Raw genomic sequence first — 22,733 nt, 5'->3', positions numbered from 1 at the left:
TCGCGACACCCCCCACGGAGCCCCATGACCGCCATCGAACTGCCCGAGAGCCACGCCTATCCACCGCAGGTGCTGCGCGACTACGCGGTACTGGCCGACGGCGAGCGTGCGGCGCTGGTCGGCCCGCGCGGCGAGATCTGCTGGCTGTGCGCCCCGCGCTGGCACGACGAGGCGGTCTTCGCCACCCTCATCGGCGGGGGCGGGGTCTACGCGGTGACGCCGCGGGAGCGGTACGTGCCCGGCGGCCACTACGAAGAGGGCACGCTGATCCGGCGCAGCCGCTGGATCACTCAGAGCGGCATCGTCGAGTGCCGGGAGGCGCTGGCGTTCCCGGGCGATCCCGACCGCGTCGTCCTGCTGCGCCGGGTGGAGGCGTGCGAGGGTCCGGCCCGGCTGCGGGTGGTGCTGCACCCGCTGGCCGATTACGGCGCCGAGCCGCTGTATGAACCGCACCGCGACGCGCACGGCGTGTGGACCGCCCGCGTCGGCGGCCTGCACCTCCGCTGGACGGGCGGCGCGCAGGCCCGCCTCACCGACGAGCCGGCCGACCCCGGCCCCGACGCGGACCCCGGTACCGGCAACGACCCCGGCACCGACCGGCACTTCGACCGCCGCCGCGCCACCCGCCTCGTCCTCGACCTGCGCCTCGACCCCGGCCGGCAGCACGACTTCGTCCTGGAGATCGGCCGCACCGCACCGGGCGGCCCGCCACCGCAGCCCGACGACGCCTGGGCCCGTACCGAACGGGCCTGGCGGGAAGCGGTCCCCGCGCTGGACCACACCGTCGCCGCCGGGGACGCCCGCCACTCCTACGCCGTGCTGCGCGGCATGACCGGCGCGCGCGGCGGGATGATCGCGGCGGCCACCACCAGCCTGCCCGAACGCGCCGAAGAGGGCCGCAACTACGACTACCGGTACGTCTGGATCCGCGACCAGTGCTACGCGGGCCAGGCCATGGCGGCGGTGGGGCACTACCCGCTGCTCGACGCCGCCGTCGGCTTCATCGGCGCGCGGCTGCACGAGGACGGGCCCGGGATCACCCCCGCGTACACGGTCGACGGCGGTCCCGTGCCCGACCAGCGGGAACTGGACCTGGCCGGCTACCCCGGCGGCTACGACCGGATCGGCAACCGCGTCAACCGGCAGTTCCAGCTCGACGCCTTCGGCGAGGCGCTGCTGCTGTTCGCCGCCGCGGCCCGCGCCGGCCGGCTCGACGGCGACGGCTGGAAGGCCGCGGAGATCGCCGCGGACGCCATCGCCCGCCGCTGGCAGGAGCCGGACGCGGGCATCTGGGAACTGGACGCGCGCGCCTGGACGCACAGCCGCCTCATCTGCTCCGGCGGGCTGCGCGCGATGGCCGACGCCGGGCCGCCCGGGCCGCAGGCCCGCAAGTGGCGCGCGCTCGCCGACACCCTCCTCGACGTCACCACCGCCACCGCGCTGCATCCCGACGGCCACTGGCAGCGCGCCGCCGACGACCCGGCGCTGGACGCGGCCCTGCTCATACCGTCCCTGCGCGGCACGCTGCCCGCCGACGACCCGCGCACCCGCGCCACCCTGCGGGCCTACAAGGAGCGGCTGACCGACCACCACTACGCGTACCGCTTCCGGCACGACGAGAGACCGCTGGAGGAAGCCGAAGGCGCCTTTGTGCTCTGCGGCTTCGCGATGGCGCTGGCGGAACACCAGCAGGGGAGGGAGGTCGAGGCGTACCGCTGGTTCGAACGCAACCGTGCTGCCTGCGGCCCGGCCGGGCTGTACTCCGAGGAGTACGACATCACACAGCGTCAGTTGCGGGGCAATCTGCCGCAGTCCTTCGTGCACGCGATGATGCTGGAGTGCGCGGTCCGGCTGGCCGGCGCGGACGGCGTGCCCGAACGGCCCACCTCCTCTCGCGGTGACCGTACCTGAGGAGTGGAGTGGAACGTGCCACCGGTCCGCACTCCCGGCGGGCCGGGGCCGACCACGAGGAGACGTGACATGCCGCGAGGTTCCAGCAACAAGCGCGAGCGCCAGTACGAGCACATCAAGGAGGGCGCCCAGAAGCGGGGCGCCTCGACCGGCCGGGCGAAGGAGATGGCCGCGCGGACGGTCAACAAGGAGCGGGCCCGCACCGGCGAGTCGAAGACGGCGAGCAAGTCCTCCACGCGGGACACCAAGTCGGCGTCGCAGCGCGGCGGCCAGCGCTCCGGCAACCGCACCGGCCCCCAGGGCCCGACCAAGGACCAGCTCTACAACGAGGCCAAGAAGAAGAACATCGACGGCCGCTCCTCGATGTCCAAGGACGAGCTGGCCAAGGCCCTCGGCCGCTGAGGCCGCCGAAGCCGCCGAGGCCGCTGACCGGTCACGGGCCGCCCGCGCCGCGCCCGGCCGGTGCGGCGTCCCGGTCGTGGGCGCGCCGCCCCGCGACGTACGTGGCGCGCACCGCGCGGTCGTCGCCCATCGCCGCCAGGACGAACAGCAGCTCCTCGATGTCCTCGGCGCGTGCCGCGCGCCGGGCGAGCAGCGGCGTGGCCCGGGGATCGAGCACCACGAAGTCCGCCTCCTGCCCGGGCGCGAGGGAACCGACGGTGTCCGCGAGGCCCAGCGCGGCGGCGCCGCCCCGGGTGGCCAGGTAGTACGCCTGCACGGCGTCGATCGGCGCACCGCACAGCGCGGCCGTTTTGTATGCCTCGTACACCGTCGACAGCATCGAGAAGGTGGGCCCGGCGCCGACGTCCGTGCCGAGCCCGATGGTCACCGGGTGCGGGCCGCCCGCGGTCTCGCGCGCCGGGAACAGCCCGCTGCCCAGGGCCAGGTTGGAGCCGGGGCAGTGGGCCAGCGCGGTGCCGGTGGCGGCGCAGCGGTCGCGCTCGGCGGGGGAGAGGTGGACGCCGTGGGCGAGGACCGCGCCGGGCCCGAGCAGCCCGTAGTGGTCGTAGATGTCGAGATACCCGGCGCGGTCGGGGAAGAGCGAGCGGGCCCAGTCCACCTCGTCGGGGGTTTCCGACACATGGGTGTGCAGGAGCGCGCCAGGATGCTCCCGCCACAGCGCGGCGGCCGCTTCCAGCTGCTCCGGCGTACTGCTGGGCGCGAAGCGGGGCGTGATCGCGTACTGGGCGCGGCCCTTGCCGTGCCAGCGCGTGAGCAGCGTCTTGGATTCCTCGTAACCGCGCTGTGCCGTGTCGAGCAGCGCGGCGGGCGCGTTGCGGTCCATCAGGACCTTGCCGCAGGCGATCCGCAGGTTCCGCCGGGCCGCCTCCTCGAACAGCGCGTCGGCGGACTGCGGGTGGACGGAGCCGAAGACCAGCGCGGTGGTGGTGCCGTTGCGCAGCAGCGCGTCGCAGAAGACGGCGGCGGCCGCGCGGGCGTACCGGCCGTCCGCGAACCGCTCCTCCTCGGGAAACGCGCGCCGCTCCAGCCACCCCATCAGGTCGGCGCCGAAGGCCGCCATGACATCGGTCTGCACGCAGTGCACGTGGGTGTCGACGAAGCCGGGGAGGACGACGTGGTCCGGGTAGTGGGCGGGGGTGATGCCCGCGGGGAGCAGATGGCGCAGCTCGGCGTACTCGCCGGCCGCCGTGATCCGGCCGTCCGCGCAGATCAGCAGCCCGTCCGGGGCATACGCGAACGCCTCGTCGCGGCCGGTGCGGAACGGGTCGGCGGGGAAGCGGACGAGCGGTCCGCGTACGGCGGTGACGGCCGGGCCGGTACCCGCGTCGGCGCCGGTGGCGGTGGTCATGGCGGACACCTCCGGGGGCGGGCCCGGGCCCGGTGGGCGCTCAGGGAGCGCTCGGGGCGGTCCAGCCCAAGGGATACGGGTCGGGGCCGGTGACCGGGGGTTCGCCGGCCGCGGTGGCGAAGGCCGTCAGCGCCGCCACGAGGCCGGCGCGCTGGGCGGCGGGCATCCGCTCGACGATCTCCGCGATCTCGGCGTGCCGCCGCGCGGTGACGTCCGCGACGAGGAGCCGCCCCGCCTCGGTCAACTGCACTATCGTCTCGCGGCGGTTGTCGGGGTTGACCCTGCGGTCCACGAAACCGGCCGTGATCAGCCGGTCGATCATGCGCATCGCCGTGGACGGATTGACCTTCAGCAGCTCCGCTACGACCACGAGCTTCGCGGCGCCGTGCGCGGACAGCGCGACGAGCAGCCGGAACTGGGGCAGTGTCACCGTCCCCTCCACCGCGGCCAGGGAGCGCGCCGAGACGGCCACCAGCACCCGGGAGGCGGTCAGCACCGCACGGGTCACCGCGTCCACGTCGTCCGGTGCCTGCCCGGCGTCCTCGGTCATGCCCCCTTTCTACCGCGTCAGGGCAGGGGCGGGGACTCGTCGTCGTTGACGTTCTCGTCGTCCACGACATGCACCGCCGCCTCCTCGGCACCCGCGGCGCCGCCGTCGATGCCCACGTCCTGGGCGATGACGTCGTTGGCGTTGCGGCCGTGGTCCGGGAAGCCCTGGTCGCCGCTGACGAGGCGCCCGGCACGGTCGGCGCCGGCCTGTTCGTCCACCGGCTCACCGTCGCCGCCCGGCAGGTCACCGATGCCGTTGCCCTCGGGCGGCGCCACGTCCGGCACCTCCTTGGCCAGCCGCTCGTCCAGGCTCTCGCCCGCGCGCTGCTCGTTCGCCGTCGTACCGGTCTGGTTCACCGCGAACGGCTTCTCCGGCGGCGAGTAGCCCTCGTCCAGCTGCTGGTCGGCATCCGGCTCGTCGAGGGCGTCCTCCATGTCGAGGTCGTCGGGCTCGGCCGACACGTCGTAGACGGGCGGCTGGTACACCTCGTCACCCATCGCCTCGTCGGACATGGCCGCTCTCCTCTCCTGGACTGCCGTTCCGCAGCACGGGTGCCCGTTTCTGCCCCCGTGCACCCAGCCTGCGGAACCGTCACACGTCGTGCAAACGCAACTTCGGGCGGTCAGCGAGTACCCGTGTGTCACCGGCTCAGCGCCCCCTGTGAGAATGCGCACCCACTCGGCGGAGCCCTTGGGGCGCAAGGGATCCGCGGCAGGGTGACGGCCATCGCACCCCAAGAACGTTTCCCCGGCGGCACCGGTATGTGAAAGTCGAATCTTGTTGCGCCCGGGGCGTGCGCAGTCGCGCTCTCCTCCGGCCGACATCGACCGATTCTCGGCACCCCAGGCCCGCCGCCGCACACAGCCGTGCCCGCGCGACGCCCGCCGAGCCGCTTTCCGAGCCTGACGGGCTCTTCACGAAGTGTTCTGCCGTGCCTTCTCCCGTCCCTGCTCCTGACCGCATGCCCGCGGTCCGCCGCTACACCGCGAACCTGAAGTACCTCTTCGGGCGCGGCCGTACGGGCGGCTCCGGCAGTGGCCACGCACCGTGGCGCTCGCTGCGCTACCGCAGCATGCGCTGGTGGTCGGTGGCCAACCTGGTCTCCAACGCCGGTACCTGGATGCAGCTGACCGCCCAGAACCTGCTGGTGCTGCAGCTCACCGGATCCGCCGCCGCCACCGGTCTGTCGCTCTCCGTACAGGCGGGCCCCGGCCTGCTCATGGGCCTGTTCGGCGGCGCGGTCGTGGACCGCTGGCCCCGTAAGGTCACCGCCGCGGTGAGCCAGGCCATGCTGGGCCTGGTCGCGTTCCTCACCGCCTTCCTGGTGGCCACCGACCAGCTCAACTACGGCCTGCTCATGGCGCTGTCCGCCGTCACCGGCATCATCGCCACGGTCGACGGTCCCGCCACCTCGCTGCTCGGCAACGACCTGGTACGCAAGGAGGACGTGCCCTCGGCCATCGCGGTCGGCTCGCTGGTGCACAGCGTGGGCCGGCTCGGCGGTACGGCGCTGGCCGGTGTGGCCGTCGGCGTGCTCGGCACGGGCGCCGCATACGCCGCGAACGGCGTCTCCTTCCTCTTCGTCGCCGCGGTGATCCCCTTCCTGCGGCCGGTCGGCCAGGCGCTGCGCGGGCGCGGCGAGGCCTCCGACGCACAGCGGAAGGTCAGCCTGGAGAAGGCACCGAAGCCCGCGGCCGCGCCCGTCGAGGCCGACCCCGAGCCCGCCATGACGGCGCGCGAGGGCGTGGCCTTCTTCATGCGCCGCCCGCGGCTGGTCGCGCTGGCCGTGATCACCGGGCTGAGCGCGATCTTCGGCCGGAACTACCAGCTCACGCTGGCCGTCCTGGTCACCGGGCCGCTCGCCGCGGGCGCCGGCGCGTTCGGCACGGTCTCCTCGGTCCTCGCGGCCGGCGGCATCGTCGGCGCGATCCTCGCCGCGCGGCTGCGCAAGCCCTCGGTCAAGCTCGTCGGCGCGCTGGCCGCCGCCGGTGGCCTGCTCCAGGCCGTCGCGGGGCTCTCGCCCTCGCTCATCCTGCTGCTGGTCCTCGTGCTGCCGATGTCGGTGGTGGAGTCGGTCTCCGACACCGCGGGCACGACCGTGCTGCAGACCGACCCGCCGCCGAACATGCGCGGCCGTGTGCTCGGCGTCTGGCGGAGCCTGAGCACGGGCTGGGGCCTGGTGGCCCCGCCGCTGCTCGGCCTCCTCATGGAGTGGGCCGGTGCGCGGGGCGCGCTGGTGGCCGGCGGCCTGATCATCGCGGCCGTGACCGGCCTGGGTGCCGTGCTGCACACCCGCAAGGGCACGATCCGGACCGCGCCCGCTACGGCCGCGGCCTACCGGACCGCCGCCTGACGCACATACGAAGGGGCCGGGACTCGCACGAGTCCCGGCCCCTTCGTCGTGAGGACCGTTAGGACGTCTCCTGCTCGACGTCCTCCACCACGGACTTCTCCAGCGCGGCCCGGACCAGCGCCGCGGCCAGCGCGGCGGTGTCGTCGGCGGACACCAGCCCCGCCAGCTCCTCGGGCTTCTTGGGCAGGCCGAGCCGCTCCGCGCCTTGCAAGGCCTTGCTGTCGATGTACGGGGCGAGGTCCCGCCACACGGCCTGGGCCTCGCGCAGGAAGATGTCCGCGCCGGCCGGGCCGAGCCCCGGAACCTTCTGCAGCAGCTCCTTCAGCCGGTCCACGTCCCCGCCGGCCTCCTCCCGCAGCCGCCGCAGATCACCGTGGTACTCGTCCAGCAGCAGCTGCGCACCGTCCCCGAGCTGGGTGGACGTGCGCTCGTCGTACCGGCGGTAGCTGCCCCGGCCCAGCGCGTCGACCCGCTGCTGCCAGGTCGCCTCCCGCATGGACCGGGCGTCCCGCATGCCCGCCTCGAAGAGCTCGCGCGCCGCGGCCACCGCGACCGAGGCCCGGATGCGCGCGCTGAGCAGACAGGAGAGCACGAGCAGCTGATACAGCGGCTGCGGGGTGTCACGGAGCGTGATGCCCGCCTCCGCCGCGTAGGTCTGCCCGTGCGTCTCCAACAGGGCCTGCACGGTCTTCCGCCGGTCACCCGTCATACCGGTACTCCTTGAGAGGGGGACTGGAGGACTAGCGGTGGGCGCCTCGCGAGGCGCCGCCGAAGAGCCGGGCGAGCGCGCGGAAGGGGAGGGTGACCACGGCGGCAATGGTGCTGCCGATGGCCCGCAGTACGTCGGCGATGGCGCTGAGCACGATTCCTCCTTATATAGGTGGGACTGTTCCTGTCCCTCGGGTTACCGGAATCGCGGAACGTAATCATGGCCGGTGGGACCCGTGGGCCCGCTCCATGAGCCGCGCCCGCCGCCCGGCCGCGGCCTGGCCCGCGGGGGACAGGCACCACTCCCACCACCGGTCCAGGGCCTTCGGCGTCACCTCGTCCGCCGGGATCACCGCGGGCCAACGCAGCGCCCGCGCCTGGGCGGTCACCTTCGCGCCGCCCAGTACGGGATCGACGGCCAGCACCGGCGTACCGGCCCGCAGTCCCAGCACCATGCCGTGCAGCCGATTGGTGACCACGGCGTCCAGCCGGGCGGCGAGCCCCATGAACTGCTCCGGGGTCGCGCAGTGCCGCCAGTCGTCGATGGCGAGCCGGGTGTCGGCGGCCACCCGGGTGCAGTCCAGCCGGGTGAGCCACTCGATCAGCGCGCCGCCGACCGTGTCATGCCGCCGCCGCTCCGCGTACTCGCCCTGCCCGTACGTCAGCACCACTCCGGCCAGGGGTGGCACGGAGTGCAGCGGAGCCCCGGCGGCCAGGTCGACGGCGGGCGCTGCGGTGGGCTCGTCCCGGGCGAAGACCCGGTCGAAGCCGGTCACCGCGGGGTCGCCGGGGTCGATGACGCTCACGCCGACGGCCAGCCGGCGGCAGCTGCTGAACTGCCGGTGCAGGCGTCGAAGTTGCTCTCCGTGTACCGGTCCGCAGGTGAAGACCACATGGCCGTACGCGGCGGGGTCGGCGGCGTCCAGCGGCATGCATTCGGGCGCGAAGCCGCGGCTCCAGGCGGTGTCGTGCGCGATGCCGCACGCCGTGAGCGCCTGGGACACCCGGCGCTGGGCCAGCGCGTCGCCGACCGTGACCTCGCCGTCGTCGAAGCTGAACCACCCGGTCAGCAGCGTCCGTCCGGGTCCTCCGGGGCGGGCGAGCAGGTCGTCGGCCAGGGCTTGAAGCGGGTGGTGCATGGACGTTTGCTCCTTCACTCGGCGTGCACTCAGGAGGCGTACCCCGTCCGGCGCCGGTAGAACGGACGGAGATGCGTAAAAGCATCGAAACGGGACACTCAGTGTCTGCCAGTGCCATGCCGCACGGAAAGGAGGACGACGCGTGACTGCCCTGCCCTTGCGACCGACGTGGCGGCGAGCGCTCGTGACCGGAGGTGCCGGCTTCCTCGGTTCCCACCTCTGCGAACGCCTGCTGGAGAGCGACGTCGAGGTCGACTGCGTGGACAACCTGTCCTCGGGCTCGATGGACAACATCGAGCACCTGCTCGGCCGTCCCGGCTTCCGCTTCCTGGACCGGGACGTCTGCCTCCCGCAGTGCGTGGACGAACTCCGCGGCCCCTACGACCTCGTCCTGCACTTCGCGTGCCCCGCCTCACCCGCCGACTACCTCCGGATGCCCCTGGAGACGCTCGACGTCGGGAGCCTCGGCACGCGGAACGCGCTGGCCATCGCGCACCGCGACAGCGCACGCCTCGTCCTCGCCTCGACCTCCGAGGTGTACGGCGACCCCCTCATGCACCCGCAGCGCGAGGACTACTGGGGGAACGTCAACCCGGTCGGCCCGCGCAGCGTGTACGACGAGTCCAAGCGCTTCTCCGAGGCACTGGTCACCGCACACGTCGGCGCCAAGGGAACCAACGCAGGCATCGTCCGGATGTTCAACACCTACGGTCCGCGGATGCGGGCCCACGACGGCCGGGCGGTCCCCACGTTCATCTGCCAGGCGCTGGCCGGCGAACCGCTGACCGTGGCCGGCAGCGGCGAGCAGACCCGCTCGCTGTGCTACGTCGACGACACCGTCGACGGCGTACTGCTGGTGGCCGCGAGCCGCGCGGTACGCCCCGTCAACATCGGCGGCGGCGACGAGACGCCCATCGCCGAGATCGCGCGCCGCATCGTGGCACTGACCGGCTCCAGGTCGGAGCTGCGCTACATCGAACGGCCCGAGGACGACCCCGAACGGCGGCGGCCCGACACCTCGCTGGCCCGCGAGATGTTCGGCTGGGAGCCGAAGGTCGCGTGGGAGGAAGGTATCAAGCGCACCATCGGCTACTTCGCGAGCCGCGACCCCCGCGAACGGCTCACCGCGCAGCCCGCGGCGGCCCCTCCCGCCCACGCCGCACCGCCCGAAGAAGCCCCGCACCCGTGAACGGATCACTCCATGCGCGTCCTTGGTGTCAACGCTCTGTTTCATGACCCCGCAGCAGCCCTCGTCATCGACGGCAGGACCGTCGCCGCCGCGGAAGAGGAACGGTTCAGCCGCCGTAAGCACGGCAAGCGCCCGGTCCCCTTCGCCGCCTGGGAACTGCCCGAGCTCTCCGCCCGCTGGTGCCTGGAACAGGCCGGCCTGACCCCCGCGGACCTCGACGCGGTCGCCTACTCCTACGACCCCGAACTCTCCCGCCCCGCCGAGATGATGGGCCTGGACGACCCCTGGGACGAGCTCCGCCAGGAGTACGCCCGCCGGGCACCGGAATTCCTCGCCGAAGCGCTGCCGGGCCTGAAGCCCGAACGCGTCCGCTTCGTGGCCCACCACGTCGCCCACGCGGCCTCCGCCGGGCTGGCCTCCCCGTACGACGACAGCGCCGTCCTGGTCCTCGACGGCCGCGGCGAGTGCGCCTCGCACCTCGCGGGCGCCTACTCCGACGGCGAGCTGAAGGTCCTCGCCGCCCAGGAACTCCCGCACTCCCTCGGCCTGTTCTACGAAGAGCTCACCGACCACCTCGGCTTCCTGCGCAGCAGCGACGAGTACAAGGTGATGGCGCTCGCCTCCTACGGCACGCCCCGCTTTCGCGACCAGCTGCGCGAGTACGTCTACGCCGACGGCACCGGCGGCTACGTCGCCGAACACGTCCCCTGGGAACGGATGGTGCCGCGCCGCCTCTCCGGCCGCCGGATCACCACCGACCACGCCGACCTCGCCGCCAGCGCCCAGGCGTGCCTGGAGGACATGACCCTCGACCTCGGCCGCTGGCTGCACGACAAGACCGGCCGCCGGACCCTGTCCCTGGCCGGCGGCGTCGCGCTGAACTGCGTGGCCAACTCCCGCCTGTACCGGGACGGTCCGTACGAGGACATCTGGGTCCAGCCCGCCGCCGGTGACGCCGGTACGGCGCTCGGCGCCGCGCTGCACGTCGCCCAGGAACAGGAAGCGGCCCCCGTCGCCCCGATGCCGACCGCCGCGCTCGGCCGCGGCTGGTCCGACGAGGAGCTGCGCGCCGTCCTGGAGGAGGCCGCCGTACCGTACGAGGAGCCCGACGACATCGCCGAGACGGTCGCCGAGGAACTGGCCAACAACGGCATCGTCGCCTGGTACCAGGGCCGCAGCGAGTACGGCCCGCGGGCGCTCGGCCACCGCTCCCTGCTCGCCCACCCCGGACACCCGGACAACCTCGAACGGCTCAACGCCGTGAAGGGCCGCGAGGAGTTCCGGCCCGTCGCGCCGATGGTCCTGGAGGACCGGGCCGCCGAGCTGTTCGAGGGCGGGCCGCTGCCCAGCCCGTACATGCTCTTCGTGCACGATGTGCGCGAGCCGTGGCGCGCGAAGATCCCCGCCGTGGTGCACGTCGACGGCACGGCCCGCGTGCAGACCGTCGAGGAACGCACCGAACCGCTGGTCGCCCGCATGCTGGCGGCCTTCGACCGGCGCACCGGCATCCCCGTCGTGGTCAACACCAGCCTGAACACGGCGGGCCGCCCCATGGTCGACAGCCCGCGTGAGGCGCTGGAGTGCTTCGGCAGCGCGCCGGTCGACCTGCTGGCCATCGGGCCGTTCGCGGTCCGCCGGGGGAGGGCGTTCGCATGACACCGCCCGACACTCCGGCAAGTACCGCGACCGACACTGCGGGCCCCGGGCACCGCGCCGCCGGAGCTGAGGTCTCCTACGCCGTCGTCATACCGACCCTCGGCAGGCCCTGCCTCACCGACTGCCTGCGGTCCCTCGCCGAGGCAGGAGAGCCCCGGCCCGACCAGGTGGTACTGGTCGACGACCGGCCCGAGCCCGGAGAGCCGCTGCCTCTGGAAGCCGCCGGGCCCTTGAGCGACCGCATCCGTACGAAGGCCACCGGCGGACGCGGCCCGGCCGCAGCCCGGAACGCGGGCCTGGCCGCCGTCAATACGCCCTGGGTCGTCTTCCTCGACGACGACGTGCGGGTGACGCCCGACTGGAGCCGCCGCCTCACCGCCGACCTCGCCGCGGCCGATGTCCGCACCGGCGGCGTACAGGGCCGCCTCCACGTACCACTCGACGCGGGGCGGCGCCACACCGACTGGGAGCGCGGCACCGCGGGCTTGGAAGGCGCCGCCTGGGCGACCGCCGACATGGCGTACCGCAGCGCGGCCCTCCGCGATGTCGGCGGCTTCGACGAGCGGTTCCCGCGCGCCTTCCGCGAGGACGCCGACCTGGCGCTGCGCGTCATGAACGCGGGCTGGAGCCTGCGCCGCGGCGAGCGCCTCACCCACCACCCGGTACGCCCCGCCGACCGCTGGGTCTCCGTACGCGTCCAGCGCGGCAACGCCGACGACGCGCTGATGCGGCGGCTGCACGGCGGCGACTGGTGGCACCGGGCCGACGCGCCACGCGGCCGGCTCGCCGGGCACGCCGTCATCACCGCCGCCGCCACCGCAGCGGCAGCGCTGGCGCTGGCCCGCCGCCCGCGCGCCGCCGCGCTCGCCGGGACCCTGTGGGCGCTGGGCACCGCCGAGTTCGCCTGGGCCCGCATCGCCCCGGGCCCGCGCACCCGGCACGAGGTCACCACCATGCTCTGCACCAGCGCGGTCATCCCGCCGCTCGCCGTCGCCCACCGTCTGCGCGGCGAGCTGGCGCACCGGCGCGCGACGGCCTGGCGAGGTGCCGCATGAGCGATCCGCGCCACGAAGGCACGCACCCCGTGGGTGATAGGCCCGGCGGGCGGCACGAGCGGCCCGCCGCCGTCCTCTTCGACCGGGACGGCACACTCATCGAGGACGTGCCCTACAACAGCGACCCGCGGCTGGTGCGCGTGCTGCCCGGGGTGCCCGAAGCGCTCCGGTTGTTGCGCGCCGCCGGCATCCCCACCGCCGTCGTCAGCAACCAGTCGGGCGTGGGCCGCGGCCTGCTCACCGAGAATCAGGTCCGCCTGGTCAACGCCCGGGTGGACGACGCGCTCGGCGGCTTCGGCACCTGGGTGTACTGCCCGCACCACCCCTATGCCGGCTGCCACTGCCGCAAGCCCAAGCCCGGCCTGGTCATCGAGGCGGCCCGGCGGCTCGCCGTACCGGCCGAGAAGTGCGTGGTGATCGGGGACATCGGCGCCGATGTGCTGGCCGCGCAGGCCGCCGGTGCCCGCGCCGTCCTCGTCCCCAACGCCGTCACCCGCCCCGAAGAGGTCACCGCCGCGCCGTGCACCGCGCCCGACGTGCTCAGCGCCGTACGGCTGCTGCTCGGCCACGGACCGGAGACCGCGCCCGTCCCCGTCGCGGAGACCTGGGGGTGGGACCGGTGAGATCACTCGTGGTACGCCTCGACAGCTTCGGCGACGTGCTGCTGGCGGGCCCGGCCGTCCGGGCGGTCGCCGCGCAGTCCTCGCACGTCACCATGTTGTGCGGCCCGCGCGGCGAGGACGCGGCCCGGATGCTGCCCGGGGTCGACGACGTACTGGTGTGGGAGGCGCCCTGGGAGGGCTTCAGCCCGCCGAGCGTGGACGACGCGGATGTGCACGGCCTGATCCGCCGGGTGCGCGAGGGCGCGTACGACACCGCCCTCATCCTCACCTCCTTCCATCAAAGCCCGCTGCCCGCCGCCCTGTTGCTGCGGATGGCCCACGTCGGCCGGATCGGCGCCGACAGCCGCGACCACCCCGGGCAGCTGCTGGACGTACGCCACCGCCGGCTGCCAGGGCGGCACGAGGCCGAGGCCGCGCTCGACACCGCGGCCGCGCTCGGCTTCCTCCCCGAGCCCACCGACGACGGCCGGCTGCGCGTCCTGCCGCCCCCGGACACCGTGGGCCTCACCGGCAACGGCCCCTACGTCGTGGTGCACCCCGGCGCCAGCGCACCGGCCCGCGCCTGGAGCCCGTACCGCTGCGCCGAAGCGGTCGCCGCGCTCGCCGACGCGGGCCACCGCGTCATCGTCACCGGCGGCCCCGACGAGACCGCGCTGACCCGGGAGGTCAGCGGCGAGGTGGCCCGCGACCTCGGCGGCCGCACCGACCCCCGCGGGCTGGCCGGAGTGCTGCGCTCCGCCGACGTGGTCGTCAGCGGGAACACCGGGCCCGCGCACCTGGCCGCGGCCGTCGGCACGCCCGTCGTGTCGCTGTTCGCTCCCGTGGTACCCGCCGAGCGGTGGGCGCCGTACGGAGTGTCGACGATCCTCCTCGGCGACCAGCAGGCGCCGTGCGCCGGGACCCGTGCGCGGCACTGCCCGCAGCCAGGACACCCCTGTCTGGACGACGTCACCGCCACCGACGTGGTGCTCGCCGTGCAGAAACTGCTCAAGGAGAGCACATGAACATCCTCATCTGGCATGTGCACGGCTCCTGGATCACCGCATTCGTCCAGGGGGCCCACACCTACCTGGTCCCGGTGACACCGGACCGCGGCCCGGACGGCCTGGGCCGCGCCCGGACCTGGGACTGGCCGGCCACCGTCCAGGAACTCTCCCCCGAGCAGCTGCGCGAGGCCGACATCGACCTGATGGTCCTGCAACGCCCGCACGAGCTGGAGCTGGCGTACGAATGGACCGGACGGCGCCCGGGACGCGACGTCCCCGCCGTCTACGTCGAGCACAACACCCCGCACGAGACGCCCGTGGACACCCGTCATCCGCTCGCCGACCGCGACGACATCCCGCTCGTCCACGTCACCCACTTCAACCGGCTGATGTGGGACAACGGCCGCGCCCCGACCACCGTCGTGGAGCACGGCATCATCGACCCGGGCCCGCGCTGGACCGGCGAGGAGCAGCGGGCCGCCGTCGTCGTCAACGAACCGGTGCGGCGCGGCCGTACCACCGGCACCGACCTGCTGCCGCGGTTCGCCGCCGCGGCGCCGCTGGACGTCTTCGGCATGCGCACCGACGGGCTGGCCCGCCACCTGGGCCTGTCACCGGACCGGTGCCGCACCCGTGACCTGCCGCAAGGAGAGCTGCACAGCGCGCTGGCCCGCTGCCGGGTGTACGTCCACCCGATCCGGTGGACCTCGCTCGGGCTCTCCCTGCTGGAAGCCATGTTCCTCGGGATGCCCGTCGTGGCACTGGACACCACCGAGGTACGCGAGGCCGTCCCCGAGGGGGCCGGCGTGGTCTCGAACCGCCTGGAGACGCTGACCGACGCGGTCCGCGCCTTCACCGCCGACCGGGACCTCGCCGAACGGACGGGCCGGGAAGCGAGGGCCGCAGTACAGGCCCGCTACGGGGTGGGGCGCTTCCTGGACGACTGGGATCAACTGATGAAAGAGGTCACGCGTTGACTTCTCTCCCCCGTGCACGAGGGAAATTCCTACGGCTCGCGCCGCGGGGTTTCCTGCTTCGTCGCCGACTGCCCGCCCGGCGTACGCCGCTGAGGTCTTACACCGTCTCCACAGGCAGCGACCGTCAGCCCGACGGCCTTGATGTTGATCGCTGCGTTCACGTCCCGGTCGTGGGTCGTTCCGCAGTCGCACGTCCAGGTACGGACGTGCAGCGGCATCTTCTCCTGGAGAGCACCACAGGCGGAGCACAACTTGGAGGAGGGGAACCACCGGTCCACGGCGATCACCTCACGTCCGTACCAGGCGGCCTTGTACTCCAAGAGTTCCCGGAACTGCGACCACGCCGCGTCGCTGATGGCGCGAGCCATGCTCCGGTTCTTGACCATGTTGCGCACGGTCAGGTCCTCGATCACGAGCGTTTGGTTCTCACGCACGAGACGAGTGGTGATCTTGTGGAGGTGGTCGCGGCGGCGGTCGGCGATCCGGGCGTGGATGCGTGCGACCTTGCGCCGGGCCCTGGCCCGGTTCGCCGAGCCCTTCGCCTTCTTGGCCAGCGCCCGCTGGGCCTTCGCCAGGCGGGCCCGGTCCTTGCGCTCGTGCCGGGGATTGGCGATCTTCTCGCCCGTGGAGAGGGTGAGAAGGTGGTCCAGGCCCGCGTCGATGCCGACCGCTGCATCCGTGGTGGGGAGCGGCTTGACGTCGGGGTCCTCGCACAGCAGGGAGACGAACCAGCGCCCGGCCGAATCCTGGGACACGGTCACCGTGGACGGTGCCGCGTCCTGGGGCAGCGGACGCGACCAGCGGATGTCCAGCGGTTCGCGCATCTTCGCCAGCGTCAGACGGCCGTCGCGGTAGCGGAAGGCGGAGCTGGTGTACTCCGCCGAGGCGCGGGACTTCTTCTTGGACTTGAACCGCGGGTACCGGGCCCGCTTCTCCCAGAAACCGACGAACGCGCCTTGCAGGTGCCGCAGGCACTGCTGCAGCGGTACGGAGGAGACCTCGTTGAGGTAGGCCAGTTCCTCGGTCTTCTTCCATGCCGTCAGCATCGCCGAGGTGGCGTTGTAGTTCACTCGCTCACCACGTGCCCACGCCTCGGTGCGGGCGGCGAGCGCCATGTTGTACACCTTCCGCACGCAACCGAACGTGCGCGACAGCTCAGCCGCTTGCGCCTCGGTCGGAGAGAAGCGGTACCTGAAAGCCCGCTTCACGGGGAAGGTCTGCACGCTTCACAAATTAGCGTGCCTGCCTGTGCACACCAATCCTGCAGGTCAGGGCACGGCGGTCCACTTGGCGGCGCACCGCCGCTCCCTGCCCTGCTCCGCAGGAGTCCGTTTCCTCTCCCGCGCCAACGCGGCAGTATCCACGGAGGACCCAGATGAAGTACGAAGCCCCCGCCTTCCGCGTCGCCATGGTCTCCGAGCACGCCAGCCCGCTGGCCGCACTCGGCGGGCCGGACGCGGGCGGTCAGAACGTGTACGTGGCGCAGCTCGCCCGGCACCTCGTGCGGCGCGGGCACGACGTCACGGTGTACACCCGGCGTGACGATCCCGCACTGGCGCAGACGGTCACCACCCGCGACGGCTTCAAGGTCGTGCACGTACCGGCCGGGCCCCCGGCCCCCGTGCCGAAGGATGAACTGCCCGCGCACATGCCGGAGTTCGGGCGTTATTTGGCGCGTACGTGGGCAGCGGCCCCGCCCGGCCTTGTACACGCGCACTTCTGGATGTCGGGCACGGCGGCCCTGGTCGGCGCCCGCGACCTGGGCATCCCCGTCGTCCAGACGTACCACGCGCTCGGCACCGTCAAGCGGCGCTACCAGGGCTCCGACGACACCAGCCCGCCCGAGCGCATCGAGACCGAGGCCCGCATCGGCAGAAGCTGCCGCCGCGTCCTCGCGACCTGTTCGGACGAGGTAGGTGAGCTGCTCGGGATGGGCATTCCGCGCAGCCACGTACGCGTTGTGCCCTGCGGCGTGGATACCAGTCACTTCGCGCCCGTGCCCGACGCCCGCCGCCCGGACGGCCCGAAGCGGCTGCTCGCCGTCGGCCGGCTCGTCCCCCGCAAGGGCTTCGACCGGGCCATCCGCGCCCTGGCCGGCATCCCCGGCGCCGAACTCCTCATCGCCGGCGGGCCGGACGAGCCACTGCTCTTCGACGACCCGGAGGCGAACCGGCTGCGCAAGGTGGCCGAGGAGTACGGCGTGAGCGATCGGGTACGGCTGCTGGGCCGGGTCTCGCACGAGGCGATGCCCGCGCTGATGTCCAGCGCCGACCTGGTGCTCTCGCTGCCGCGCTACGAGCCGTTCGGCATCGTTCCCATCGAGGCGATGGCCTGCCGGACCCCGGTGGTCGCCACCGCCGTCGGCGGGCACCTCGACACGGTCGTCGACGGTGTCACCGGCGTCCTCGTCCCGCCCGTCGAGGAGCACGGCCTGGACCGGATCATCCGGAACCTGCTGGCCGACCCCGAACTGCTCGCCCGCCTCGGCGCCGCGGGCCGCGAACGCGCCCTGGACCGCTACACCTGGGAGCGCGTCGCCCAAGGCGTCGCCGCCGTCTACGACGGCCTGCTCTCCGTACCCGCACTCTCGGGGGTGGCCCGATGACCGCACTCGACGACGGCCTTGATGAAGGCCGCCACTGCGACGAACTGGAGGACGCGCTGGCGCGCTTCCGCGCCTCCGCATCCCGGCTCGAAGCCTGGGGCAGCCGACTGGCCGACCGCCTCGGCCACGGCGCCCGGCTGCTGGTCGCCGGCAACGGCGGCAGCGCCGCCCAGGCCCAGCACCTCACCGCCGAACTCGTCGGCCGGTACCGCGAGGACCGCCCGGCCTACTCGGCGCTCGCGCTGCACGCCGACACCTCCTCCACCACCGCCATCGCCAACGACTACGGCGTGCAGGAGGTGTTCGCGCGGCAGACCCGCGCCCACGGCCGCCCCGGCGACGTGCTGCTGCTGATGTCCACCAGCGGCGCCAGCGCCAACCTGCTGACCGCCGCGACCGAGGCCCGCCGCATCGGCATGACCGTCTGGGCGCTGACCGGACCGGCCCCCAACCCACTGGAGGCGGCCGGGGACGAGGCGCTGTGCGTGGACGCGCCGGTGCCCGCCACCGTCCAGGAACTCCACCTGGTCGCCGTCCACATGATCTGCGAGGCGTTCGACCGGACCGTGGCCCAACAGGACGGCGCCGCCCGCCGCGAACCGGCGCTGGACGCCGTACGGGTGGAGGAAGCATGAGCCGTAACGCCCCGCTGCTCGTGGTCGGCGACAGCCTGCTCGACCACGACCTCTCCGGACGCGCCGAACGGCTCGCGCCCGACGCGCCCGTGCCCGTACTGAAAGGCCTGCGCCGCACCGTCCGTCCGGGCGGCGCGGCGCTCGCCGCCTGTCTGGCCGCCGAGGACGGCCGCGAGGTCACCTTCGTCACCGCGCTCGGCGACGACGAGACCAGCCGCACGCTGCGCAGGCTGCTCACCGACCGGGTCAAGCTGGTCGAACTCCCGCTGTCCGGCGCGCTGTCCAGCAAGACCCGGCTGATGGCACGGGACCGCCCGCTGCTCCGGCTGGACGAGGGCGACGGCCGGGCGGGCGGCGCGACGGAGGAGGCCGAGCAGGCGATCGCCGCCGCCGGGACCGTGCTCGTCGCGGACTACGGCCGGGGCACCGCCGACGCCGTACGCGAAGCCCTCGCCCGCGCCGCCCGGCGCGTACCCCTCGTCTGGGACCCGCACCCCAACGGGCAGCCGCCCGTCCCGGGCGTGAAGCTGGCCACCCCCGCGGCCGCCGAGGCCCGCACCTTCGCCACCGCGCTCGCCGAGGACGCCCGTCCGGCCGCCACGCGTCCCCGCCCCGGCCGCGACGAGCCGGCCGCCGACGGCGCGCGCGTCCAGCTCGCCCAGGCCGCCTCCGACGCCCGTACGCTGCTGCGCTCCTGGAAGGCCGCCTCGGTGGCGGTGACGATGGGGGAGCGCGGCGCGCTGCTGACGCACGGCGAGGCACCCATGCTGGTGCCCGCGCCGTGGAGCGCGCAGGGCGACGCCTGCGGCGCCGGGGACTGCTTCGCCGCCTGCGCGGCCGGGCTGCTGGCCGACGAGGCGCTGCCCGAGGACGCCGTACAAGGTGCCGTCCACGCGGCCACCCAGTTCGTCGAGGACGGCGGCGCACACGGCTTCACCACCCACTTCACCAACGCCGCCGCACCTGAGGGCGGTGGCGAGAGCGCCACCGAACTCGCCGCCCGGGTACGCGCCGCGGGCGGCACCGTCGTCGCGGCCGGCGGCTGCTTCGACCTGCTGCACGCCGGGCACGTCGCGCTGCTGCAGGCCGCCCGCCGGGCCGGTGACTGCCTCATCGTGTGCCTGAACTCCGATGCGTCCGTACGCCGCCGCAAGGGCGACGAACGGCCCATCGTGCCCGCCGCCGACCGAGTACGCGTCCTCCAGGCGCTCGGCTGCGTCGACGCGGTCACCGTCTTCGAAGAAGACACCCCCGAGCAGGTCCTGAAGGAACTCCGCCCGCACATCTGGGTCAAGGGCGGCGACTACGCCCTGACCCGGATGCCGGAGACGAAGGTACTGGAGGGCTGGGGCGGCCAGGTCATGCTGCTGCCTTACCTGGACGGGCGGTCCAGTACGAAGCTGGCCGAGCGCGCCGCAGGACGGCTCGCCGACCCGCACGGTGACCCGCTGCCCGGCGCCACGGCCGACAGGGTGGTGTGATGACCTCCGCCGCCGTACCGACCGGACCCACCTCGCCCCGCCCCCGCCTCCTGGTGCTGCGCGCGCTGGGCCTGGGGGACCTGCTGGCCGGGGTGCCCGCGCTGCGCGCCGTGCGCCGGCACTTCCCCGGCCACGCGATCGTGCTCGCCGCGCCGCCGGGCCTGACCGACGCGGCGCTGGCCACCGGCACCGTGGACGCCGTGCTCGCCGCGCAGGCCCCCGCCCGCGGCGTACCCTCCTTGCGGCACTGGCCCGGCGCGCCCCCCGACGTCGCCATCGACCTGCACGGCAACGGCCCGGCCAGCGCCGATGTGCTCGCCGAGCTGCACCCCGGGCGGCTCATCGCCTACGCCGCGCCGGACTCGCCCGCCGCCGCGCTGGAGGTCTGGGAGCGCGGCGAGCACGAACGCACCCGCTGGTGCAGCGTCCTCGGCGCGTACGGCATCGCCGCCGACCCCGAGAACTACCGCCTCCCGGCGCCCGAGGAGCCCTCCGCCGCACCCGGCGCCGTGGTCATCCACCCCGGGGCCGACGCCGGGTCCCGCCGCTGGCCGGCCCGCCGCTTCGGCGCCGTCGCCGCCCGGCTGCGCGCCGCGGGACGACGGGTGGTGGTGCTCGGCGGCCCGGGGGAGGAGGACCTGACCCTGACCGTCGCGGAGGCCGCGGGGCTGGGTCCCGGCGAAGTCCTCACCGGCGGGCTGCCGTTCGCCGAGCTGTCCGCGCTGGTCGCGCACGCCGCCGTGCTCGTCAGCGGCGACACCGGCACGGCCCACCTGGCCGTCGCCCACGGCACCCCGTCGGTCACCCTCTTCGGCCCCGTCCCGCCGCGCCTGTGGGGCCCGCCGCCCAGCGAGCGGCACACCGCCCTGTGGCACCCGGGCCCGCCCGGCGACCCGCACGGCACCGAGCCCGACCCGCTGCTGCTGAGGATCGGCGTGGACGAGGTACTGGAGGCGGTGTTCTGGCACGACCGCGAGATCGCCCCCATGCCCCGCGCCACCGAGACCGGCGGCGGACCGTCCGGCCGCTCCCGGCTGCGGCGCAGGCTGCGGGCCCCCGGCGCGGTCCCGTACCACAGCGCACCCGGCGCGGGCCGGCCCCGGACCACCGGGGAGGCCCGCCCATGACCGCCGACCAGCACACCGCCCCCGGGCTCACCGGGGACCGCGCGCGGCCCACGTCCCGTACCACCGTCGCGATCATCACCCGCAACCGCCGCGAGGGCGTCCTGCACACCCTGGACCGGCTGGCCGAACTCCCCGAACGGCCCCCGGTCATCGTCGTGGACAACGGCTCCGAGGACGGCACGGCCGACGCCGTACGCGCCCACCCGGCCGGCGCCGAAGTGCTGTGCCCCGGCCGCAACACGGGCGCGCTCGGCCGGACCCTCGCGGTGCGGCACGCCCGTACCCCCTACGTCGCGTTCAGCGACGACGACTCCTGGTGGGCCCCCGGCGCACTGACCACCGCGGCGCAGCTGCTGGACGACCACCCGGACCTCGGCCTGCTGGCGGCGCGCACCCTCGTCGGTCCCGACGACGCCGAGGACCCGCTGAACGCCGTACTCGCCGACTCGCCCCTGCCGCCGTCCGACCGCTTCCCCGGGCAGCCCGTACTCGGCTTCCTGGCCTGCGCCGCCGTCGTCCGCCGCAGCGCCTACCTGGACGTCGGCGGCTACCACCCGCTGCTCTTCTTCGGCGCCGAGGAGACACTGCTCGCGTACGACCTGACGGCGGCGGGCTGGGGCGTGACGTACACCCCCGAGCTCACCGCCCACCACCATCCAGGCGCCGCCGCGCGGCCCGGCCGCTCCCCGCTGCTGCAGCGCAACGAAGCGCTCACCGGCTGGCTGCGCCGCCCGCTGCGGGTCGCCCTGCGCCGCACCGCCATGCTGGCCGGCGCGGCCGCGCGCGGCGAACCCGGCGCCGCGGCCGCCCTGCTGGGCCTGCTCGCCCGCCTCCCGCCCGCGCTCGCCAAGCGCCGCCCGCTGCCCGCCCACGTCGAGCGCGCCATCGGCCTCCTGGAGCGCCCCGCCTCCGCACCGTCCTCCGTACGACCAGGGACCCACCAGCCATGACACAGCCAGAGGGGAAGAACACGGTGGCCGCGGTGGAACAGCCCGGTGACACGTCCGGGCCGGACGGCCGTACCACCGTCGTCGTCATCACCCACAACCGCCGCGCCGAACTCCTGCGCACCCTCCGCTCGTTGCGCGCGCTGCCGGAGCGGCCGCCGGTCATCGTCACGGACAACGCCTCCACCGACGGCACGGCGGAGGCGGTGGCGCGGGAGTTCCCCGAGGTACGGCTGCTGCGACCGGGCCGCAACCTCGGTGCCATCGGCCGCAACCTCGCCGTCCACTTCGCGACGACGCCCTATGTGGCGTTCTGCGACGACGACACCTGGTGGGACCCCGGCGCGCTGCGGCACGCCGCGGACGTCCTCGACGCCCGGCCGCGGCTGGCCGCCGTCACCGCCCGGATCGTCGTGGAGCCCGCCGGGACCGAGGACCCGGTGGTCGCCGAGCTGCGCGACTCCCCGCTCTCCGGGCCGGACTGGCTGCCGGGCCCCGCGCTCGGCTCGTTCCTCGCGGCCGCAACCGTACTGCGCACCGAGGCGTTCCGCGAGGGCGGTGGATTCCATCCGGGACTGTGGCTCGGCGGCGAGGAAGAACTGCTGGCCACCGACCTCATCGAGCGCGGCTGGTGGCTCGCGTACGACGAGCGGCTGACGATTCATCACGCCGCGTCCACCGCCCGCGACAGCACCGAGCGGCGGGTCCTCGGCCTGCGCAACACGTTGTGGTTCACCTGGTTGCGGCGGCCGCTGCTGCCCGCTGTACGGCGTACCGCGCACCTCGCCCGGACGGTCCCGCGCGATCTCGCGTCGGTACGTGCCTTCGGGCGTGCGTGCGCCGGGCTGCCCTGGGTGCTGCGCCAGCGGGCCGCTGTCTCCGCCGGTACGGAGGCACGGATCGCGGCACTGGAGGAGGCGCGGCGGGGGTCCGCGGCACGGCAGTACGTGGGGTGAACCGGAAGCGGCGACGCGGCGCGTT

The 22,733-nt window shown here is 74.2% G+C and carries 22 protein-coding genes; 15 read left to right on the top strand and 7 right to left on the bottom strand.

From position 1 onward, the window contains the following. Window positions 1-24: 24 nt before the first annotated feature. Together AB0I82_RS01740 and AB0I82_RS01735 are read left to right on the top strand one after the other, a co-directional pair. Entirely contained in the window at window positions 25-1,911 is a 1,887-nt protein-coding gene (locus AB0I82_RS01740; protein ID WP_363255030.1) for a glycoside hydrolase family 15 protein, read from the top strand. 69 nt (window positions 1,912-1,980) lie between these two features. Continuing rightward, entirely contained in the window at window positions 1,981-2,313 is a 333-nt protein-coding gene (locus tag AB0I82_RS01735) for a plasmid stabilization protein (protein WP_363255029.1), read from the top strand. Window positions 2,314-2,344: 31 nt separating this feature from the next. On the opposite strand, the gene guaD is transcribed toward AB0I82_RS01735, so the two are convergent. Genes guaD through AB0I82_RS01720 form a run of 3 tightly spaced genes read right to left on the bottom strand, consistent with a single transcriptional unit; the run spans window position 2,345 to window position 4,783 of the window. After that, on the bottom strand, window positions 2,345-3,721 hold the full coding sequence (guaD, locus tag AB0I82_RS01730; protein ID WP_363255028.1) for a guanine deaminase: 1,377 nt from the start codon (window positions 3,719-3,721) through the stop codon (window positions 2,345-2,347). Between the two features lie 40 nt (window positions 3,722-3,761). Then, window positions 3,762-4,271: a MarR family transcriptional regulator gene (locus AB0I82_RS01725; RefSeq protein ID WP_363255026.1), complete on the bottom strand. Its 510-nt coding sequence runs from the start codon at window positions 4,269-4,271 to the stop codon at window positions 3,762-3,764. A 17-nt stretch (window positions 4,272-4,288) separates the two neighbouring features. After that, window positions 4,289-4,783 (bottom strand): DUF5709 domain-containing protein, encoded by a 495-nt coding sequence (locus AB0I82_RS01720; RefSeq protein ID WP_363255025.1) that lies wholly within the window; start codon window positions 4,781-4,783, stop codon window positions 4,289-4,291. 449 nt (window positions 4,784-5,232) lie between these two features. Between AB0I82_RS01720 and AB0I82_RS01715 the strand changes: the two genes are divergently transcribed. Further along, window positions 5,233-6,624 (top strand): MFS transporter, encoded by a 1,392-nt coding sequence (locus AB0I82_RS01715; protein WP_363255024.1) that lies wholly within the window; start codon window positions 5,233-5,235, stop codon window positions 6,622-6,624. 58 nt (window positions 6,625-6,682) lie between these two features. On the opposite strand, the gene AB0I82_RS01710 is transcribed toward AB0I82_RS01715, so the two are convergent. The 3 genes from AB0I82_RS01710 to AB0I82_RS01700 all read right to left on the bottom strand — a co-directional run bounded on the left by AB0I82_RS01710 (window position 6,683) and on the right by AB0I82_RS01700 (window position 8,471). Further along, window positions 6,683-7,333, bottom strand: a complete 651-nt coding sequence (locus AB0I82_RS01710; RefSeq protein ID WP_363255023.1) for an endonuclease — start codon at window positions 7,331-7,333, stop codon at window positions 6,683-6,685. A 31-nt stretch (window positions 7,334-7,364) separates the two neighbouring features. Then, window positions 7,365-7,487: an LPFR motif small protein gene (locus tag AB0I82_RS01705; protein ID WP_308050908.1), complete on the bottom strand. Its 123-nt coding sequence runs from the start codon at window positions 7,485-7,487 to the stop codon at window positions 7,365-7,367. A gap of 63 nt (window positions 7,488-7,550) precedes the next feature. Continuing rightward, on the bottom strand, window positions 7,551-8,471 hold the full coding sequence (locus AB0I82_RS01700) for a polysaccharide pyruvyl transferase family protein (protein ID WP_363255022.1): 921 nt from the start codon (window positions 8,469-8,471) through the stop codon (window positions 7,551-7,553). A 142-nt stretch (window positions 8,472-8,613) separates the two neighbouring features. On the opposite strand from AB0I82_RS01700, the gene AB0I82_RS01695 reads away from it, so the two are divergent. The 6 genes from AB0I82_RS01695 to AB0I82_RS01670 are packed head-to-tail and all read left to right on the top strand — an operon-like array spanning window position 8,614 to window position 14,957. Next, entirely contained in the window at window positions 8,614-9,660 is a 1,047-nt protein-coding gene (locus tag AB0I82_RS01695) for an NAD-dependent epimerase/dehydratase family protein (protein WP_363255021.1), read from the top strand. A gap of 12 nt (window positions 9,661-9,672) precedes the next feature. Further along, on the top strand, window positions 9,673-11,316 hold the full coding sequence (locus AB0I82_RS01690) for a carbamoyltransferase C-terminal domain-containing protein (protein ID WP_363255020.1): 1,644 nt from the start codon (window positions 9,673-9,675) through the stop codon (window positions 11,314-11,316). Continuing rightward, complete coding sequence (locus AB0I82_RS01685) at window positions 11,313-12,371, top strand: glycosyltransferase (protein ID WP_363255019.1); 1,059 nt, start codon at window positions 11,313-11,315, stop codon at window positions 12,369-12,371. Before AB0I82_RS01690 ends, AB0I82_RS01685 begins: the two co-directional genes overlap by 4 nt. After that, window positions 12,368-12,994, top strand: coding sequence for an HAD-IIIA family hydrolase (locus AB0I82_RS01680; protein WP_363255018.1), 627 nt, complete (start codon window positions 12,368-12,370; stop codon window positions 12,992-12,994). The genes AB0I82_RS01685 and AB0I82_RS01680 overlap by 4 nt, the downstream gene beginning before the upstream one ends. Next, entirely contained in the window at window positions 12,991-13,998 is a 1,008-nt protein-coding gene (locus tag AB0I82_RS01675) for a glycosyltransferase family 9 protein (protein WP_363255017.1), read from the top strand. The genes AB0I82_RS01680 and AB0I82_RS01675 overlap by 4 nt, the downstream gene beginning before the upstream one ends. Beyond that, window positions 13,995-14,957: a glycosyltransferase gene (locus AB0I82_RS01670; RefSeq protein ID WP_363255016.1), complete on the top strand. Its 963-nt coding sequence runs from the start codon at window positions 13,995-13,997 to the stop codon at window positions 14,955-14,957. Before AB0I82_RS01675 ends, AB0I82_RS01670 begins: the two co-directional genes overlap by 4 nt. Window positions 14,958-14,986: 29 nt before the next feature. Here the strand turns inward: AB0I82_RS01670 and AB0I82_RS01665 are convergent, their stop codons facing one another. Then, entirely contained in the window at window positions 14,987-16,180 is a 1,194-nt protein-coding gene (locus AB0I82_RS01665) for an RNA-guided endonuclease TnpB family protein (RefSeq protein ID WP_363255015.1), read from the bottom strand. Between the two features lie 152 nt (window positions 16,181-16,332). Between AB0I82_RS01665 and AB0I82_RS01660 the strand changes: the two genes are divergently transcribed. The 6 genes from AB0I82_RS01660 to AB0I82_RS01635 are packed head-to-tail and all read left to right on the top strand — an operon-like array spanning window position 16,333 to window position 22,708. Then, on the top strand, window positions 16,333-17,562 hold the full coding sequence (locus AB0I82_RS01660; RefSeq protein ID WP_363255014.1) for a glycosyltransferase: 1,230 nt from the start codon (window positions 16,333-16,335) through the stop codon (window positions 17,560-17,562). Continuing rightward, entirely contained in the window at window positions 17,559-18,197 is a 639-nt protein-coding gene (locus AB0I82_RS01655; protein WP_363255013.1) for an SIS domain-containing protein, read from the top strand. Before AB0I82_RS01660 ends, AB0I82_RS01655 begins: the two co-directional genes overlap by 4 nt. Next, on the top strand, window positions 18,194-19,678 hold the full coding sequence (gene rfaE2, locus AB0I82_RS01650; RefSeq protein ID WP_363255011.1) for a D-glycero-beta-D-manno-heptose 1-phosphate adenylyltransferase: 1,485 nt from the start codon (window positions 18,194-18,196) through the stop codon (window positions 19,676-19,678). Before AB0I82_RS01655 ends, rfaE2 begins: the two co-directional genes overlap by 4 nt. After that, window positions 19,678-20,805, top strand: a complete 1,128-nt coding sequence (locus AB0I82_RS01645) for a glycosyltransferase family 9 protein (RefSeq protein WP_363255010.1) — start codon at window positions 19,678-19,680, stop codon at window positions 20,803-20,805. Before rfaE2 ends, AB0I82_RS01645 begins: the two co-directional genes overlap by 1 nt. Beyond that, window positions 20,802-21,755 carry a glycosyltransferase gene (locus tag AB0I82_RS01640; RefSeq protein WP_363255009.1) on the top strand — a complete coding sequence of 318 codons (954 nt, stop codon included), beginning with the start codon at window positions 20,802-20,804 and terminating at the stop codon, window positions 21,753-21,755. The genes AB0I82_RS01645 and AB0I82_RS01640 overlap by 4 nt, the downstream gene beginning before the upstream one ends. Further along, window positions 21,752-22,708 (top strand): glycosyltransferase, encoded by a 957-nt coding sequence (locus tag AB0I82_RS01635; RefSeq protein ID WP_363255008.1) that lies wholly within the window; start codon window positions 21,752-21,754, stop codon window positions 22,706-22,708. Before AB0I82_RS01640 ends, AB0I82_RS01635 begins: the two co-directional genes overlap by 4 nt. Window positions 22,709-22,733 lie beyond the last annotated feature (25 nt).

It is taken from the genome of Streptomyces sp. NPDC050315 (assembly GCF_040655775.1).
GTDB lineage: Bacteria > Actinomycetota > Actinomycetes > Streptomycetales > Streptomycetaceae > Streptomyces.
The sequence above is the reverse complement of the archived record's forward strand: the minus strand, read 5'-3'. Positions and strand labels throughout refer to the sequence as shown.